The sequence below is a fragment of the Aeromonas sp. Lyrl_2 genome (assembly GCF_051948815.1).
Taxonomy (GTDB): domain Bacteria; phylum Pseudomonadota; class Gammaproteobacteria; order Enterobacterales; family Aeromonadaceae; genus Aeromonas; species Aeromonas veronii.
In genome coordinates, this window is sequence record NZ_JAYJLJ010000001.1 from 213,984 (window position 1) to 229,429 (window position 15,446).

The window sequence follows — 15,446 nt, forward strand, 5'->3', positions numbered from 1 at the left end:
CCGCAAGGAGCCTCTGCTGAAAAAGGGCCATGGCGACATGGCCCTTTTTTGTTATCCTTGCGCCCCTCAAATTTGTCGGAGGCCAAGGTGAACCGTTTTGCTCTCGCCCGCCGGGAAGCAGCTTTCTGCCTGCTGCTGACCCTGTTCTACTTCTTTGCCTGGTATGGCACCGCCTATTTTATCCCGCCCCAGCTGGAGTTGTGGGGGCTGCCGTTGTGGTTCCTGCTCAGCTGCATGGTGATGCCACTGCTGTTCATTCTGCTCTGTGCCCTGATGGTGAACCGGCTGTTTGTGGAGATCCCCCTCGATACCCACTCCCCTTCCGGCAAGGAGTCATCCCATGAATCTTGAGTTGATGCTGCCGCTCGTCATCTATCTGGTGCTGGTGCTGGGGGTGGGTTTCTGGGCCAGCCGCCATCGCGCGCAAGGCAACTTCGTGCAGGAGTACTTCATCGGCAACCGCAGCATGGGCGGGCTGGTGCTGGCGATGACGCTAGTGGCTACCTACACCTCAGCCTCCTCCTTTATCGGCGGACCGGGCGCGGCCTACAAGATCGGTCTGGGCTGGGTGTTGCTGGCGATGATCCAGCTGCCCACCGTCTGGCTCACTCTGGGGGTGCTTGGCAAGAAGTTCGCCATCATCGCCCGCCGGGTCAATGCGGTGACCATCAACGACATGCTGTGGGCCCGCTACCAGAGCAAGGCTGTGGTGATCCTCGGCTCCATTACTATCATCCTCGCCTTTATCGCGACCATGGTGGTGCAGTTTATCGGCGGCGCTCGCCTGCTGGAGACCGCCACCGGCCTCTCCTACCAGCAGGGGTTGATGCTGTTTGCCAGCTGTGTGCTGCTCTACACCATCATCGGCGGCTTCCGCGCCGTGGTGATGACCGATGCCCTGCAGGGGATCATCATGCTGATCGGCACCGGCGCCTTGCTGGCGGGGATTTTAATTGCCGGTGACGGCCTGCCGAACCTCATCCACCAGCTCAGGGAGATCGACCCCAAGCTGGTGAGCCCGCAGGGGGCCGGCGACATGTTGACCCAGCCCTTTATGCTGAGCTTCTGGATCCTGGTCTGTGTCGGGGTGGTGGGGCTGCCCCACTCGGCATTGCGCTGCTTTGGCTATCGCGACAGCAAGGCGCTCCATCGCGGCATTCTGATCGGCACCGTGGTCAGCGCACTGCTGATGTTTGGCATGCATCTGGCGGGCGCCCTCGGCCGCGCCATCCTGCCCGGCATGGACAGCCCGGACAAGATCATGCCCTCCCTGATGATGGAAGTGCTGCCCCCCTGGCTGGCCGGGGTCTTTCTGGCGGCGCCGATGGCGGCCATCATGTCCACCATCGACTCCCAGCTGATCCAGGCTTCCGCCACTCTGGTGAAGGATCTCTATCTCAACTATCTGAGTCCAAAGCAGGAGAAGCTGGAAGTGCGCATTCCGCGCCTCTCCCTGCTCTGCACCCTGATCTTGGGCACCCTGGTACTGCTGGCGGCGCTGCAACCGCCCGAGATGATCATCTGGCTCAACCTGCTCGCCTTTGGCGGTCTGCAGGCGGTGTTCCTCTGGCCGCTGGTGCTCGGTCTCTACTGGTCACGGGCCAACGGCCCGGGCGCGCTGGCCAGCATGGTCAGCGGCATCGTCTGCTATGGGGTACTCAGTCAGTGGGGGATCAAGCTGGCTGGCCTGCACGCCATCGTGCCAAGCCTCACGCTGGCGCTGGTGGTCTTTATCACGGTGAGCCTGCTGACGGCACCGCCCTCGCGGGAAGTGCGCGAGCTTTTCGGGCAGAAATAATAAAAATATAAATTAGGGTTCCAAAACTATCCCCAAATAGGTGTTTTCCGGTTAAACTGTGCGCCAAGTCACAGAACGTAGCCGCTGTATGCCCGTTAAAGCCACTCGACAAGTCGTTACTCAAGCCCTGCAGCGGCTCGGTTATGCCCTGCTGCTGCCCGTCTCCATCCTGCCGATGGCGGCGTTGATCTACCGGCTTGGGCAACCCGACGTGCTCGATTTGGCGGTGCTCTCCCTCACCGGTCAGGCGATTTTCAGCCAGATGCCGCTTATCTATGCGGTGGCGATCGCCTTTGGCCTGAGTCGGCAGGAGCTGGGCGGGCAGACGCTGGCGGGAGCGGTCAACTTCCTGCTGCTCAGCACCGCCTTCAATACGCTGGCCCCCAACCTGCACGCCGACATGATCTGCGGCCTGCTGGCGGGACTCACCACCGCCATCATCTATCCCTGGGTACACCAGCAAACGCTGCCCCGCTGGCTGCAAATCGCCAGGGGCGAGTTTCCCAGCCTGCTGGCGTCGGCCTTGGCCTGCCTGCTGATCGCCATCCCCCTCTCGCTGCTGTGGCCGCCACTGGAGCGCGGGCTGACCCTGCTCACCTCCGAGCTGCTTACCACGCCGTTTGGCGCCTTCTGCTACGGCACCCTCAACCGCTTGTTAATCCCGCTCGGGCTGCATCAGGTATTGGGCAGCGTCATCGGCCTTGGCGAGAGCAACCTGCAGGCGCTGGCCACCGCCCAGCCCCTTCATGAAGGATATGTAGCCGGTCTTTACCCCATCATCATGTTCGGCCTGCCGGGTGCCTGTTTTGCCATCTGGCTGCACCGCCAGCGGATGCAGCGGCTGCCGCAGGGCGGGCTGCTGCTCACCCTGGCGCTCACCTCAGCACTGGTGGGTATCACTGAACCTATCGAATTTCTGTTCGCCTTTACCGCCCCCTGGCTGTTTCTCGCCCACGCCCTGCTGACCGGACTGTCACTGGCGGTCTGTAGCGGGCTGGGGATCAAGGTGGGCAGTTACTTCTCCGCCGGTCTGCTGGATCTGGTGCTGAGCTATCAGGCAGGGGAGCACAGCTTCTGGCTCATCCCGGTCGGTATCCTGTTTTTCGTTGCCTACACCCTGCTGTTCTATCAACTGCTGGAGCGCGCGCCCCTCAGTATGCCGAGCAAGCCCATCGCGGTGGAGCATCCGCGCCTTGCCAGTGTTGCCCCCTCAGACCCGCAGATGCTGGCGATCCAGTACCTCAAGGTGCTGGGCGGGATGGACAATCTGGTGGCGATGAGTGTCTGTATCACCCGCCTCAGCCTGCGGGTGCGCGATATTTCACTGGTGGATGAATCTCGCCTGCTGGGCCTCGGCTGCCTCTCCTGGATCCAGCTCAACGACCATCAGCTGGTGCTGGTGCTGGGTCCCAGCGCCAGCCTGATTGAAGGGCAGATCCGCATGCTGGCGGAGCGCCAGTCGGTCCCCCTCGGCCTCAAACCAAATCAGGAGTCGGCCAGCCAGAGCAGCTGGTAACTCAGGCAAACGGCAACCGCTCGGCCACGAAATCCATCAGGGTGCGCAGAGCGGGGGCCAGATGCTCCCGACTCGGATAGATTAGGTAGAACGGGTTGGCCGGAATGGGCTGATCCGGCAACACCTTCTGCAGCCGCCCCGCCGCCAAATCCCCTTCACAGACATGGTGTGGCAACAGGGCAATCCCCCCGTCATGGAGCGCCATCTCCCGCAGCGCCAGCAAGCTGTTGCTGACACAGGCCCCCTGCGGCCGCCAGCCACCCTCCTGCAATGGCCACACCGGCATGGCCGAATGCACCAGACAGGCATAACGGCCCAGCTCGCTCAGCTGTTGCGGCATGCCGTGGGCCGCCAGATAGGCGGGCGCTGCCACCAGATGACGCGCCACCTGCCCGACACGCCGACAGATGAGACTGGAGTCTTTCAGCGGCGCCGCCCGCAGCGCCAAATCATAACCTTCCCCCACCAGATCGAGCTGTTCATCGCTCAGGGTCAGTTCCAGCACCACTTCGGGATAGAGGGCGCGAAACTCAGCGAGGATCCGGCCAAGCAGCAGTGTGCCGGTCGCCTCGGGGGCGGTGATCCGCACCCGCCCCGCCGGGGCCGAGCGTAGCCGTGCCATCGCCAGATTGGCGCTGCGGGCCAGTGCCAGCAGCCCCTGACAGTGCTCCACATAGAGCTCCCCCTGCGGGGTCAGGCTCAACCTGCGAGTGGTACGCTGCAACAGCCGCACCCCGAGCTGGGATTCGAGCCGCGAGATCTTCTGGCTCACCGATGACTTGGGCATACCAAGCAGCTCGGCGGCTCGGGTAAAGCTTCCCTGCTCCACCACGGTGGCAAACAGTCCCATCAACTCCAGATCGACATTGTTCATATATTCAAACAGTCTTTACCAATTACCCATCTTAATCTTGATAATCAACCAGACTAGAGTGAGTGGCAATCCCGAACACAGCGATTTGAAAGGAAAAACCATGAAAGCCATTGCCCTGACTCACTATTTGCCAAGCGACCACCCCGACTGCTTCATCGCCGCCAACCTGCCCGATCCGGTTCCGGGCCCGCGGGATCTGCTGGTGCGGGTCACCGCCACCTCCGTCAATCCGGTGGATACCAAGGTGCGTTCCCCCAAGGCCAAAATTGAAAGCTCGCCCCGGGTACTGGGCTGGGATGCGGTGGGGGAAGTGATCGCCACCGGCAGCGAAGTCACCCTGTTCAAGGCGGGCGACCGGGTCTGGTATGCCGGCGATATCAGCCGTCCGGGCAGCAACAGCGCCCTGCAACTGGTGGATGAGCGCATCGCCGCGATCGCCCCCACCAGCTTGAGCGATGTGGAGGCCGCCGCCCTGCCGCTCACCGCCATCACCGCTTGGGAAACCCTGTTCGAGCGCTTCGCTCTTACCCGCGAAAGCCGTGGCAAACTGCTGATCATCGGCGGCGCCGGTGGCGTGGGCTCCATCGCCATCCAGCTGGCCCGCCAGCTCACCGACATGGAGGTGATTGCTACCGCCTCCCGCCCCGAGAGCCGTGAGTGGTGCCTCGAAATGGGCGCCCATCAGGTCGTGAACCACCACAAGTTGCAGGAGGAGCTGACCGCCCTTGGCATCACTCAGGTCGATGCCATCTTCTGCACCAACGCCACCGCCGAGCACTGGGCCACCATGGCAGGGCTGATCCGCCCGTTTGGCCATATCTGCACCATCGCCGAATCGAGCGAGCCGTGGGATCTCTCCCTGCTCAAGAGCAAGAGTGTCACCTTCAGCCAGGAGTTCATGTTCACCCGCTCCCTGTTCCAGACGCCGGACATGATCGAACAGCACCGCCTGCTCGGCCGGGTGGCGGCACTGGTCGATGAAGGGGTATTGCAGACCACCCTGACCAGAACCATCCCGTCACTGACCCCGGTCACGCTGGCTCAGGCCCATGCCGAGGTGGAAGCGGGCCGTATGGTTGGCAAGCTGGTGATCGACATGAGCGGCTTTGCCAACTAAGCCCTCAAACGCACCATGATGGGATAAGTTCACCAAGGAGATGCCCCAAACGGGCACAATCAGCGGCACTCATGACAGCCTGTGGCAGACCAACGTCCGACAATCAGCCAAAAAAGAGGCCATTTCGCGAGAAATGGCCTGAATACCTGAACATTGGGGTAACAATCACACACATATCCTTATGCAGGACATATTAGTCTTTGCATCTGGCGTGCCAACAGCAGCATGAATGCGCCAAAACGGCGTCAGCCCGTCCTTGAGCAAGGTGCCGACCTTGCTCTTTTTTTGTCTGGCAGACTGTTTACCAGGCAAACAAGTGCAGATAAAAAAATGCCACCCGAGGGTGGCAGTGAAAGATGACGGAACTTGAGCAAAGCGTTCAGCGAAAACCGGTCGTCTTCGCCTGCATAGAGCAATACAGGAACCGTGCCAATCCGGCAAAAGCCCCCGAATCCCTCCACGTCATGGGCAAACCACGACAGCACTGCCCCATGATGGTAGAATCTCGCGGTTTCACATTTATGAAGAGTCAACGCCATGCCCTGGATACAAATTCGAATCAACGCCACTGCCAAGACCGCAGACAAGGTGAGCAACATGCTGCTGGGGCGTGGAGCCCAGGCGGTGACCTTTATGGATGCCAAGGATGTGCCCGTCTACGAACCCATGCCCGGTGAAACCCCGCTCTGGGGCGAGACCGAAGTGATGGGTCTGTTCGATGCCGAAACCGATCCGGCTCCCACCATCGCCTTCTTCCAGCAGATCTTCGGCGAAAATGTCGGCTACAAGGTCGAGCAGCTGGAAGACAAGGACTGGGTGCGAGAGTGGATGGATCACTTCCACCCCATGCAGTTTGGCGAGCGCCTCTGGATCTGCCCGAGCTGGCGCGATGTGCCGAACCCCGATGCAGTTAACGTCATGCTGGATCCGGGTCTGGCCTTCGGTACCGGTACCCACCCCACCACCGCCCTTTGCCTGCAGTGGCTGGACGGGCTGGATCTGGCCGGTAAAACCGTGGTCGACTTTGGCTGTGGCTCCGGCATTCTCGGCATCGCCGCCCTGAAACTGGGTGCCGCCCGCGTCATCGGCATCGACATCGACCCGCAGGCCATTCAGGCCAGCCGCGACAACGCCGCGCGTAACGGCGTCGCCGACCAGATTGAGCTCTATCTGCCGGCCGACCAGCCGCAAGATGTCGAAGCGGACGTGGTGGTCGCCAACATCCTGGCCGGCCCGCTGCGCGAACTGGCACCGCTGATCGCCGGCCACGGCAAGCCGGGCAGCCTGATGGCCCTCTCCGGCGTGCTGGAAAGTCAGGCCCCGGAACTGGAAACTATCTACGGCCAGTGGTTCGAGATGGACCCGACCGCCGTCAAGGAGGAGTGGTGCCGCCTCTCTGGCCGCAAACACGGCTAAACATAGCTCCCACTCTCAAGGCGGCAAGTCAGCATCTTTATTAAACAAGAGCACCCACGGGTGCTCTTGTTGTTTCTCCCCCCTTTCCTACTCTGGGGGACGGTTCACGCTTCTCTGGCCAATGAGGGATTAACATCGTTCTTCCACATCATTGAGGCCCTGCCATGATCGAATACCAGAAGATGATTAGCAGCCAACAGTACAACTGCATGGCACCCGAGCTGGCCCAGTTGCGCCGGGAGGCGGCACGGCGCTATCGCCGTTTCAATCAGGCGGAAGAGGAGGCAGAGCAGCGGGCACTACTGGCGGAGCTGATTGGCGAACTGGCAGAGAATGCCTTTATCTGCCCGCCCCTCTACTGCACCTATGGCCGCCACATCCACCTGGGCAAGGACTCCTACATCAATATGGGGGCAACCCTGCTGGACAATGCCCCCATTCGCATCGGCGCCAACGTGATGATTGGACCAAACGTGCAGATCTATACCGCAGCCCATGCACTGGAGGCCGACGAACGGATTCAGGGCACAGAGACGGCGCTGCCGGTCACCATTGAAGACAAGGTCTGGATTGGGGGCGGCGCCATCTTGCTGCCCGGCGTCACCATAGGGCGGGAGGCGATCGTCGGCGCAGGCGCCGTAGTCACCAAAGATGTACCGGCCGGTGCTCGGGTAGTCGGCAACCCGGCCCGGATCCTGCCAGCCAAAAACAGGACATAAGGCTGCCAACCGGGCTGTATGATGATGCAACCATCAGCTCACAGTAACCCCGACACCCCATAAAAAAATAAAGCCCAATGTCACGAAGACGTTGGGCTGTTAAAAGGTGCTACGGAATTGCGACTCTCATCGCAGAAAAATTAGAAGGAGTGCCCTTCTAAACTGGCAGGGAGATATTAGCGAATGCGCAAACGTTTTACACAGTGAAATACAACAGGATTGCGAGATACATCGCACTATTTAAATAATTACCTGCTATGGCGCGCGAAGCCTCTTTGACCCATTTATTTTCCTCAATCACTCTGGTTACTATTCACGGTTAAACAGAAAAGCCCCGATTTCTCGAGGCTTTGCTTCTCTTAACCGCAACATGGCCGAGGAGTCAGAAACGGCGGACAAACTCATCGAGTGGCAGCTCGCGCAGTTTGCGTGCTTCCAGCATGGGAGTACCGAGGTAGAGGAAACCCACCAGCTGATCCTCTGCCGCCAGTCCCAATCCCTTGTTGATCTGCTCATCGAAGATAAACCAGCCGGAGCGCCAGATGCCGTTGAAACCCTGCGCCTGCGCCGCCATCTGCATCGCCATCAGGGCACAACCGGCAGAGAGCTCCTGCTCCAGTTTCGGCACCTTGGGGTGATCCTGATAACGGGTTGCCACTGCAACGATCAAAGGCGCCCGCAGCGGGGCTTCGCTGCACTTCTTGATGCTCTCTTCATCTTCACCGCGGGCACGGGCCGCCTCGGCCAGCAGTTTGCCCAGCCGCTCGCGCCCATCCCCTTCAAACAGAATGAACTGCCAGGGGGTCAGGGTACCGTGATCCGGCGCGCGCAGACCCGCCTTGAGGATATTGTCGAGCACCTCACCGCTCGGGGCGGGATCGGCGAGACGGCCACAGGAGTGGCGATTGAGCAACAGGGTGAGGGCATCCATGGGCAATTCCTTCTCTGGGGCAATGATGGCGCTACCTTAGCACAGCACCGAATGAAGAAAACCCTGAGGCTCAGGGGTTTATCGCACTATAAAGGGCAGGATGGCACAGCTGGCTAGATGATCGCAGCCAGCTCGGCCCCTTGCCGGATGGCGCGCTTGGCATCCAGCTCGGCAGCCACGTCGGCTCCGCCGATGATATGCACCGGCTTGCCTGCCGCCTGCAACCCGGCCTGCAGTTCTTTAAGGGGCTCCTGCCCGGCGCAGACGATAACCTGATCCACAGGCAGACACTGCTTGGTCTCGCCCACCTGAATGTGCAAGCCCTCGTCATCGATCCCCAGATATTGCACCCCGGAGAGCATCTGCACCTTGCGGTTCTTGAGCACGGTACGGTGGATCCAGCCGGTGGTTTTGCCAAGGCCGTCACCCACCTTGCTCTCCTTGCGCTGGAGCAGCCAGATCTGGCGCTCGGGGGCGTCGATTTCAGGAGCCGTGAGGCCACCGCGCTCGCCAAGCTGTTTGTCGATGCCCCACTCCTTGAGCCAGTGATCACGGTGCCCATCAGCATCCATCTCCACCTTCTTCTCTACCAGATACTCAGCCACATCGAAACCGATGCCGCCGGCACCGATCACCGCCACCTTCTGGCCGACCGGTTTGTGATCCCGCAATACATCGAGATAACTCATCACCTTGGGATGTTCGATGCCCGGAATATTGGGGGTGCGCGGACGAATACCGGTAGCGAGGATCACCTCGTCAAAACCGCCGCCGAGCAGGCTCTCGGCACTCTGGCGCTGGCCCAGATAGAGCTCGACGCCGCACTTCTCCAGCCGTTTGGCGAAATAGCGCAGGGTTTCGTGAAACTCCTCCTTGCCCGGGATCTGCTTGGCGAAGTTGAACTGGCCGCCGATTTCGCTGGCCTGATCGAACAGGCTCACCTGATGACCGCGCTCGGCAGCGTAGCAGGCAAATGCCAGCCCGGCCGGGCCCGCCCCCACCACCGCCAGTTTTTTGGGCTGGGGCACGCGGCCAAAGGTCAGCTCGGTCTCGAAACAGGCGCGGGGATTGACCAGACAGGAGGCGCGCTTCTGCTTGAACACATGGTCGAGGCAGGCTTGATTGCAGGCGATGCAGGTGTTGATCTCGTCCGCCCGGTTCTCGGCCGCCTTGATGACAAACTCCGGGTCCGCCAGGAAAGGGCGCGCCATGGAGACCATATCCGCCTCGCCACCCGCCAGAATCCGCTCGGCCACCTCGGGGGTGTTGATACGGTTGGTGGTAATGAGGGGCACCTTGAGGTGTTTTTTCAGCTCCGCTGTCACCCAGCTGAAGGCGCCGCGTGGCACGCTGGTGGCGATGGTGGGAATGCGCGCTTCATGCCAACCGATACCGGTGTTGATGAGGGTCACCCCCACAGCTTCCAGCGCTTTGCCAAGGGCAATCACCTCTTCCAGGGTCGAGCCCTGCTCCACCAGATCCAGCATGGAGAGGCGGAAGATAATGATGAAGTCGGTGCCGACCCGCTCGCGGATGGCGCGGACAATCTCCACCGGGAAGCGCATCCGGTTTTCGCTGCTGCCGCCCCAGCCATCGGTCCGTTTGTTGGTGCGCTCGCAGATGAACTGGTTGATGAGATAGCCTTCCGAGCCCATCACCTCGACGCCGTCATAACCGGCTGCCTTAGCCAGCGCTGCTGTAGCCGCGAAGTCGCGAATGGTGCCGCGGATCTGCCGCTCGCTCATGGCGCGCGGTTTGAACGGGGAGATGGGGGCCTTGAGGGCGCTCGGGGCCAGACTGAAGGGATGATAGGCGTAACGACCGGCATGGAGGATCTGCAGCGCTATCTTGCCCCCCTCCTGATGCACGGCGCTGGTCACCTTCTTGTGCTTGCTCACCTGCCAGGGAAAGCTCAGCTGAGAGCCGTGAGGCACCAGCCGACCGCGCAGATTGGGGGCAATGCCGCCGGTGACGATAAGGCCAACGCCACCACGGGCGCGCTCGGCATAAAAGGCAGCCAGCTTGTCAAAACCGCCCTTCTCCTCTTCGAGGCCGGTGTGCATGGAGCCCATCAACACACGGTTGCGCAGCTGGGTAAAACCGAGGTCAAGGGGCGTCAGCAGATGGGGATAGCGACTCATGATGCCTTCCTCTTTAAGGCCAGGGTGCATGGAACAACGCCCAACACCCGGTTGCGCAGCTGGGTAAAACCAAGATCGAGCGGGATCAGCAGGGTCGGATAGCGGCTCACGATGCCTCCAGTTAATTTTTTGTTATCAAACTGAGACTAGAGTAAAGAATCGAAAATTCTTTTTCAAACAAATGTTTGGACAATTTTTCAGCGAACAGCCGTGCCCTGAACGAAGATAGACGGGATCCGCCAGTCGGAAATGGCAATTTCGCCCGCAACTGGTTAATAATGGCTCTTCTCTACCCATTAACAGGGCGATAACGCGACTATGTCTATTTTCAAAGGTCTGGGTTGGTTGTTCCGCAGCCTGTGGCGCCTGCTCAATTTCACCCGGCTGATGCTGGTCAATCTGCTGTTTCTCATCGTAGTGCTGGTCATCGTCTTCAGCGTCAGCCAGAAAGAGGCACCCAAGGCGCCCATCGAAGGGGCGCTGACCCTCAATCTCAACGGCGTGCTGGTGGAGCAACGCACCCAGACAGATCCCACAGTCCAGTTGCTGCGCCAGATGGACAGCAGCGACGAGCAGCCGAGCGAGATCGTCCTCTCCGACCTGCTGTGGGCCATCAAGAGTGCCAAGGATGACGAGCGCATCAAGGCGCTGGTGATCAAGCCACAAGGGCTGCAGGGAGCCAACTTCACCAAACTGCAGGAGGTGGCGAGTGCCATCGACTCCTTCCGGGAGAGCGGCAAACCGGTGATCGCCATGGCCGACTTCTACACTCAGGGCCAGTACCTGCTGGCGGCCCACGCCGATCACGTGCTGCTCAACCAGAGCGGCGCCGTGGTGATCGAGGGGCTTGGTGTCTACCAGACCTACTTCAAGTCGGCGCTGGAGAAGCTCAACATCACCCCGCATGTATTCAAGGTCGGCACCTACAAATCCTTCGTCGAACCCTATACCCGCGACGAGATGTCTCCCGAGAGCAAAGAAGCAAACCAGCGCTGGCTGGATCAGCTGTGGCAATCCTATGTGGCCGATGTAGCCGAGCAGCGGGAGATCGAACCGGATGCCGTGGCACCGGGCAAGGAGCGCTTCCTCGAGCTGCTGCGCAAGGCCGGTGGCAATGCCGCCAACTACGCCCTCGACAACGGTCTGGTGGATCAGCTGGCCACCCGCGACGAGATGACCCAGGCGGTCATTAAAGAGGTGGGTGAAGCGGACGATCACGGCTGGAAAGGGGTCGGCCTGAAAGAGTATCTGGCTGCCATTCCGGAACAATATCCCCAGAGCGGCAAGGATGAGGTGGGTCTGGTGGTCGCCAGCGGCGCCATCATGGATGGCGTCCAGCCTGCCGGTACCATCGGCGGTGATAGCCTCTCCGACCTGCTGGCCGATGCCCGCCGCGATGACAAGGTCAAAGCCGTGGTCCTGCGGGTCGACAGCCCGGGCGGCAGCGCCTTCGCCGCCGAGCAGATCCGCGCCGAGCTGCTGGCTCTGAAACAGGCTGGCAAACCGGTAGTGGTCTCCATGGGCAGCTATGCCGCCTCCGGTGGCTACTGGATCTCCGCCGATGCGGACAAGATCTTCGCCTCCCCCACTACTCTCACCGGTTCCATCGGGGTATTCGGCATGTTCGCCACCATCGACAAGGCGTTGGCCCAGTTCGGGGTGCATACCGACGGGGTTGGCACCACAGATTACGTCGGCGTCGGCCCGACCCGCGCCCTGCCGGATCACGTCGGTCAGGCTATCCAGCTGAGCGTGGAAGATACCTACCAGCGCTTCATCGGTCTGGTCAGCAAGGGCCGCGGCCTGAGCCCGGAAGAGGCCGAAAAAGCGGCCGAAGGTCGGGTCTGGACCGGCGAAGATGCCAAAGCCCTGGGTCTGGTGGACGAGTTCGGCAATCTGGATGACGCCATCAAGGCCGCCGCCGAACTGGCCAACCTCAAGGAGTGGCAGGTGACCCCCATCGAGCAGGAGGAGTCCACCAAGGACAAGTTCCTGCGCCAGCTGTTTGACAGCAGTGCCCAAGTGCTGGCCCCCCAGTTGCAAAGCTGGCTGCCGGCAGGATTTGGCAAGGCATTGGTGGAAGTGAACCGCAGTCTCGACCCGCTCACCCGCTTCAACGATCCGCAAGGCACCTACGCCTTCTGCCCGGTCTGCGTGCAGTAAGCAAGCGGTGACTCCCCCATAAAAAACGGCGACCAGATGGTCGCCGTTTTCTTTATTCAGCCAGTGCGCGCGGCACCGCCAACTTGCTCAATCAGGGATTGAGACGGGTCGGCATACCGGTACGCTGTTCCAGCACCTGCTTGACCACGTTGGAGTCAGACTCGGCGTGAGCGATGAAGCGGGTGATAGCCGGTGTCATCGGGAGCGGCACGGAGGCGGTGGAGTTGAACTCCTCCTCGGTGCGCGACAGCGGCTCGTGTACTTCCATGTAGCGACCGCCATCCGGCTCGACCGTGGTCTTGACCGGCTGGTTGACGAACTGGACGCGGGTGCCGACCGGCACGTTGTCGAACAGATACTTGATGTCGTCAGCGCGCAGACGCACGCAACCGCTGCTTACCCGCAGACCGATACCGAAAGTGGCATTGGTGCCGTGGATGGCATAGAGGTTGCCAATGTAGAGGGCGTGCAGACCCATAGGGTTATCCGGACCGGCTGGCCAGACTGCCGGCAGAGTCTTGCCCTGGGCGGCATAGCGACGACGGATGTTCTCGGTCGGGGTCCAGGTCGGGTTGGCGCGCTTGCGCTCTACCTTGGTGATCCAGTTCTCCGGGGTGTTTACCCCCAGCTGACCGATGCCGATGGGCAGCACTTCCACCACGTTCTTCCCTTTCGGGTAGTAGTAGAGACGCATCTCGGCAACGTTGATGACGATCCCTTCGCGGGGCGCGTTGGGCAGGATCAGCTGGTGGGGGATGATCAGGGTGCTACCCGCTTTCGGCAGATAGGGATCAACACCCGGGTTGGCTTCCATGATGTTGGTCAGACCCAGCTGGAAGTCAGCAGCGATCTGCTCCAGCGGACGGTTGTCCGCAGGCACCACGTATTCCTGATTTTCACCGATCAGGCGGCTGTTGGCCGCAGGCAGACGGTACTCGACGGCGGCAGCCTGCTGGCTGACCAGCGCAAATGTGCATAAAAGGGCCGAAGCGGCAGTGCGAAGGGGATTCATAAAATTCCTGTGTGGTTTCCTGTACCAAATGGGCCGGGGGCCGTCTCATCCTCGGTCTGCCGGTGGCGGGTCAACCTGCCCCACGACGCCAATAACCGAGCGCGCATTCTTTCCTGAGTCGGCCAAAATTTCAACTTCCATATGTTGCTTTTCTTGTTAAAAGTAGCCGTTTTCGATGTGACGCTTATCAACAGGGCAAAAGCCACACTAGCAAGTCGCAGCAAAGTGAAAGATGAATGGCACGGCCCGCTTGGCAGCGAGCCACTCCAGCCCCAGTCAACCACAGCGCAGCGCCACCTTGCTTCACGGTTGCAGCAGTGGTTAAAACGTTTGTCGCATCCGGGGAGATAGACCAATGTCGACGGAGGCTCTTTATTGGGATGAAGAGGGATAAAACCGAGCGTCGGCCACCCGCCGGTGCTGGCAGCCACCATAAAAAAACCGCTCCGAAGAGCGGTTAATGGAGCCACCAGGCAACCATAAAAGGGACTACAGGTAGTTGTCATTGGAATTACTGGACGGCTGCCTCTCCGGTGCCATTCTGCTCTTTGAGGAAGCTGATCCACGGAGATGCACGACCGCTGACGTTGCCATTCTGAGCCGCCTGGGTGAAGGCGTTGAGGGCCTCCTTCGGCTTTTGTTGCTCAAAATAGGCGACACCGGTCAGGAACTTGAGATCCGCCCGCTGTTCACCATTGGCATTGGCTGCCGGTTTGGCGGCCAGCGCCACCAGATCCTGATAGCGTTTGCTCTGGATCATCATACGTGCCATTTTCAGCTGCAATTCAGCGCTCGGGGCCAGCTGGTAAGATTTGGCCAGGGTGTCGATGGCCGGATCCAGCTCCTTGGCCTGATGCCAGTAGTTGGCCAGGGTCTTGTAGTTGCTGGCGCTCTGCTCAATCACCCCATCCTTCATCCCCTTCTCCATCACCCGAGCGGCGCGATGGGGAATGCCGGTGAAGGCGAGGTAGTTGGCGAGGCGCTGCAGCTCGGCTGCCTCGGTCAGCATGCCGAGGTTGTAGGCCGACTCCAGCGCAGCCAGCGCCTTGGCATCGTTGCCTGCCTGCATATGCATGGCCGACAGCTGGGTCCAGTACTTCTTCTTCTCCGGGAACATGTTGACCAGAGAGGTCAGCACCTCGGTCGCCGGTTTGTACTGTTTCAGCTCGTAGTGAGCGCCCATCTTCAGCAGATACCAGGACTCCGGCGCTTTACCTGCCGACAGCTTGATCGCCTGATCCACCGCCGGAATCGCGTCACGGTACTGCTTGAGCTGCACGTGTGCGTTGGCCAGCGTGATATAGGCATGGGAGTTGGGCTTGTCATCCTTGCCCTGGTTGGCAAACCACTCCTTCATGGTCTTGATCGCCCCCTGATAATTACCCTCCGCCATATAGAGCTGGGCCAGGTTGTAACGCACCTGCTGGGCCACCGGTGGCGGCAAGCCGCCTGTCGCGATGGCATCGGCAAAGTACTTGGTCGCCTGACCGTATTTCTCCTGCTGGGCGGCTACGAAACCGAGAGTCTGCAATATGACCCCCTTGTCGTAGACCCGCTCGCCCGCGCCGGAGAGCGCATCTTGCAGCTTGGCATTGGCCTCACCGTATTTCTTCTCGGTGATCAGCTCCTGCGCCTTGTTGACCGCCCGATAGGCCCGATCCGACAGGGCCGGCTGCTCGGCGGCCCAACTGGCGGTGCTGAGCAGCACCGCCATGGCGACCGGGGCGAGGATCATCTTGTGTAACTTGTTCATCGCCAC

12 protein-coding genes are annotated in these 15,446 nt (G+C 60.7%); 7 read left to right on the forward strand and 5 right to left on the reverse strand.

What is annotated here, in order from left to right; all coding sequences use genetic code 11:
* Positions 1-87: 87 nt before the first annotated feature.
* The 3 genes from VF684_RS01020 to VF684_RS01030 all read left to right on the forward strand — a co-directional run bounded on the left by VF684_RS01020 (position 88) and on the right by VF684_RS01030 (position 3,314).
* Positions 88-351 (forward strand): YhdT family protein, encoded by a 264-nt coding sequence (locus VF684_RS01020; RefSeq protein WP_047438157.1) that lies wholly within the window; start codon positions 88-90, stop codon positions 349-351.
* Complete coding sequence (gene panF / locus VF684_RS01025) at positions 341-1,798, forward strand: sodium/pantothenate symporter (RefSeq protein ID WP_279465224.1); 1,458 nt, start codon at positions 341-343, stop codon at positions 1,796-1,798. Before VF684_RS01020 ends, panF begins: the two co-directional genes overlap by 11 nt.
* A gap of 88 nt (positions 1,799-1,886) precedes the next feature.
* Positions 1,887-3,314 carry a PTS transporter subunit EIIC gene (locus VF684_RS01030; RefSeq protein WP_139443123.1) on the forward strand — a complete coding sequence of 476 codons (1,428 nt, stop codon included), beginning with the start codon at positions 1,887-1,889 and terminating at the stop codon, positions 3,312-3,314.
* Position 3,315: 1 nt separating this feature from the next.
* Here VF684_RS01030 and VF684_RS01035 read toward each other — a convergent pair whose 3' ends face one another.
* Entirely contained in the window at positions 3,316-4,188 is an 873-nt protein-coding gene (locus VF684_RS01035; protein WP_376898946.1) for a LysR family transcriptional regulator, read from the reverse strand.
* Between the two features lie 100 nt (positions 4,189-4,288).
* On the opposite strand from VF684_RS01035, the gene VF684_RS01040 reads away from it, so the two are divergent.
* From VF684_RS01040 to VF684_RS01050, 3 genes are all read left to right on the forward strand, one after another.
* A complete protein-coding gene (locus VF684_RS01040) occupies positions 4,289-5,305 on the forward strand; it encodes a zinc-binding alcohol dehydrogenase family protein (protein WP_201905690.1) in 1,017 nt (338 codons plus the stop codon).
* 537 nt (positions 5,306-5,842) lie between these two features.
* Positions 5,843-6,721, forward strand: a complete 879-nt coding sequence (gene prmA / locus VF684_RS01045) for a 50S ribosomal protein L11 methyltransferase (protein WP_005349476.1) — start codon at positions 5,843-5,845, stop codon at positions 6,719-6,721.
* Between the two features lie 164 nt (positions 6,722-6,885).
* Complete coding sequence (locus VF684_RS01050; protein WP_257725698.1) at positions 6,886-7,440, forward strand: sugar O-acetyltransferase; 555 nt, start codon at positions 6,886-6,888, stop codon at positions 7,438-7,440.
* 382 nt (positions 7,441-7,822) lie between these two features.
* Here the strand turns inward: VF684_RS01050 and VF684_RS01055 are convergent, their stop codons facing one another.
* Complete coding sequence (locus tag VF684_RS01055; protein ID WP_257725697.1) at positions 7,823-8,371, reverse strand: NAD(P)H nitroreductase; 549 nt, start codon at positions 8,369-8,371, stop codon at positions 7,823-7,825.
* Positions 8,372-8,484: 113 nt separating this feature from the next.
* The gene (locus VF684_RS01060; RefSeq protein WP_103422102.1) at positions 8,485-10,512 is read right to left on the reverse strand and encodes an NADPH-dependent 2,4-dienoyl-CoA reductase; all 2,028 of its coding nucleotides are present in this window, start codon (positions 10,510-10,512) and stop codon (positions 8,485-8,487) included.
* A gap of 318 nt (positions 10,513-10,830) precedes the next feature.
* On the opposite strand from VF684_RS01060, the gene sppA reads away from it, so the two are divergent.
* A complete protein-coding gene (sppA, locus tag VF684_RS01065) occupies positions 10,831-12,675 on the forward strand; it encodes a signal peptide peptidase SppA (RefSeq protein ID WP_150997008.1) in 1,845 nt (614 codons plus the stop codon).
* Between the two features lie 91 nt (positions 12,676-12,766).
* On the opposite strand, the gene VF684_RS01070 is transcribed toward sppA, so the two are convergent.
* On the reverse strand, positions 12,767-13,687 hold the full coding sequence (locus tag VF684_RS01070; protein WP_005338927.1) for a L,D-transpeptidase family protein: 921 nt from the start codon (positions 13,685-13,687) through the stop codon (positions 12,767-12,769).
* A 511-nt stretch (positions 13,688-14,198) separates the two neighbouring features.
* On the reverse strand, positions 14,199-15,440 hold the full coding sequence (locus tag VF684_RS01075; protein WP_376898951.1) for a tetratricopeptide repeat protein: 1,242 nt from the start codon (positions 15,438-15,440) through the stop codon (positions 14,199-14,201).
* Positions 15,441-15,446: the final 6 nt, after the last annotated feature.

What these genes read in the sequence shown, in the direction of transcription:
- VF684_RS01070 (WP_005338927.1), bottom strand. Translation starts at nt 13,687, where the DNA reads ATGAATCCCCTTCGCACTGCCGCTTCGGCCCTTTTATGCACATTTGCG.
- VF684_RS01050 (WP_257725698.1), top strand. Translation starts at nt 6,886, where the DNA reads ATGATCGAATACCAGAAGATGATTAGCAGCCAACAGTACAACTGCATG.
- VF684_RS01030 (WP_139443123.1), top strand. Translation starts at nt 1,887, where the DNA reads ATGCCCGTTAAAGCCACTCGACAAGTCGTTACTCAAGCCCTGCAGCGG.
- sppA (WP_150997008.1), top strand. Translation starts at nt 10,831, where the DNA reads ATGTCTATTTTCAAAGGTCTGGGTTGGTTGTTCCGCAGCCTGTGGCGC.
- panF (WP_279465224.1), top strand. Translation starts at nt 341, where the DNA reads ATGAATCTTGAGTTGATGCTGCCGCTCGTCATCTATCTGGTGCTGGTG.
- VF684_RS01060 (WP_103422102.1), bottom strand. Translation starts at nt 10,512, where the DNA reads ATGAGTCGCTATCCCCATCTGCTGACGCCCCTTGACCTCGGTTTTACC.
- VF684_RS01035 (WP_376898946.1), bottom strand. Translation starts at nt 4,188, where the DNA reads ATGAACAATGTCGATCTGGAGTTGATGGGACTGTTTGCCACCGTGGTG.
- VF684_RS01040 (WP_201905690.1), top strand. Translation starts at nt 4,289, where the DNA reads ATGAAAGCCATTGCCCTGACTCACTATTTGCCAAGCGACCACCCCGAC.
- VF684_RS01075 (WP_376898951.1), bottom strand. Translation starts at nt 15,440, where the DNA reads ATGAACAAGTTACACAAGATGATCCTCGCCCCGGTCGCCATGGCGGTG.
- prmA (WP_005349476.1), top strand. Translation starts at nt 5,843, where the DNA reads ATGCCCTGGATACAAATTCGAATCAACGCCACTGCCAAGACCGCAGAC.
- VF684_RS01055 (WP_257725697.1), bottom strand. Translation starts at nt 8,371, where the DNA reads ATGGATGCCCTCACCCTGTTGCTCAATCGCCACTCCTGTGGCCGTCTC.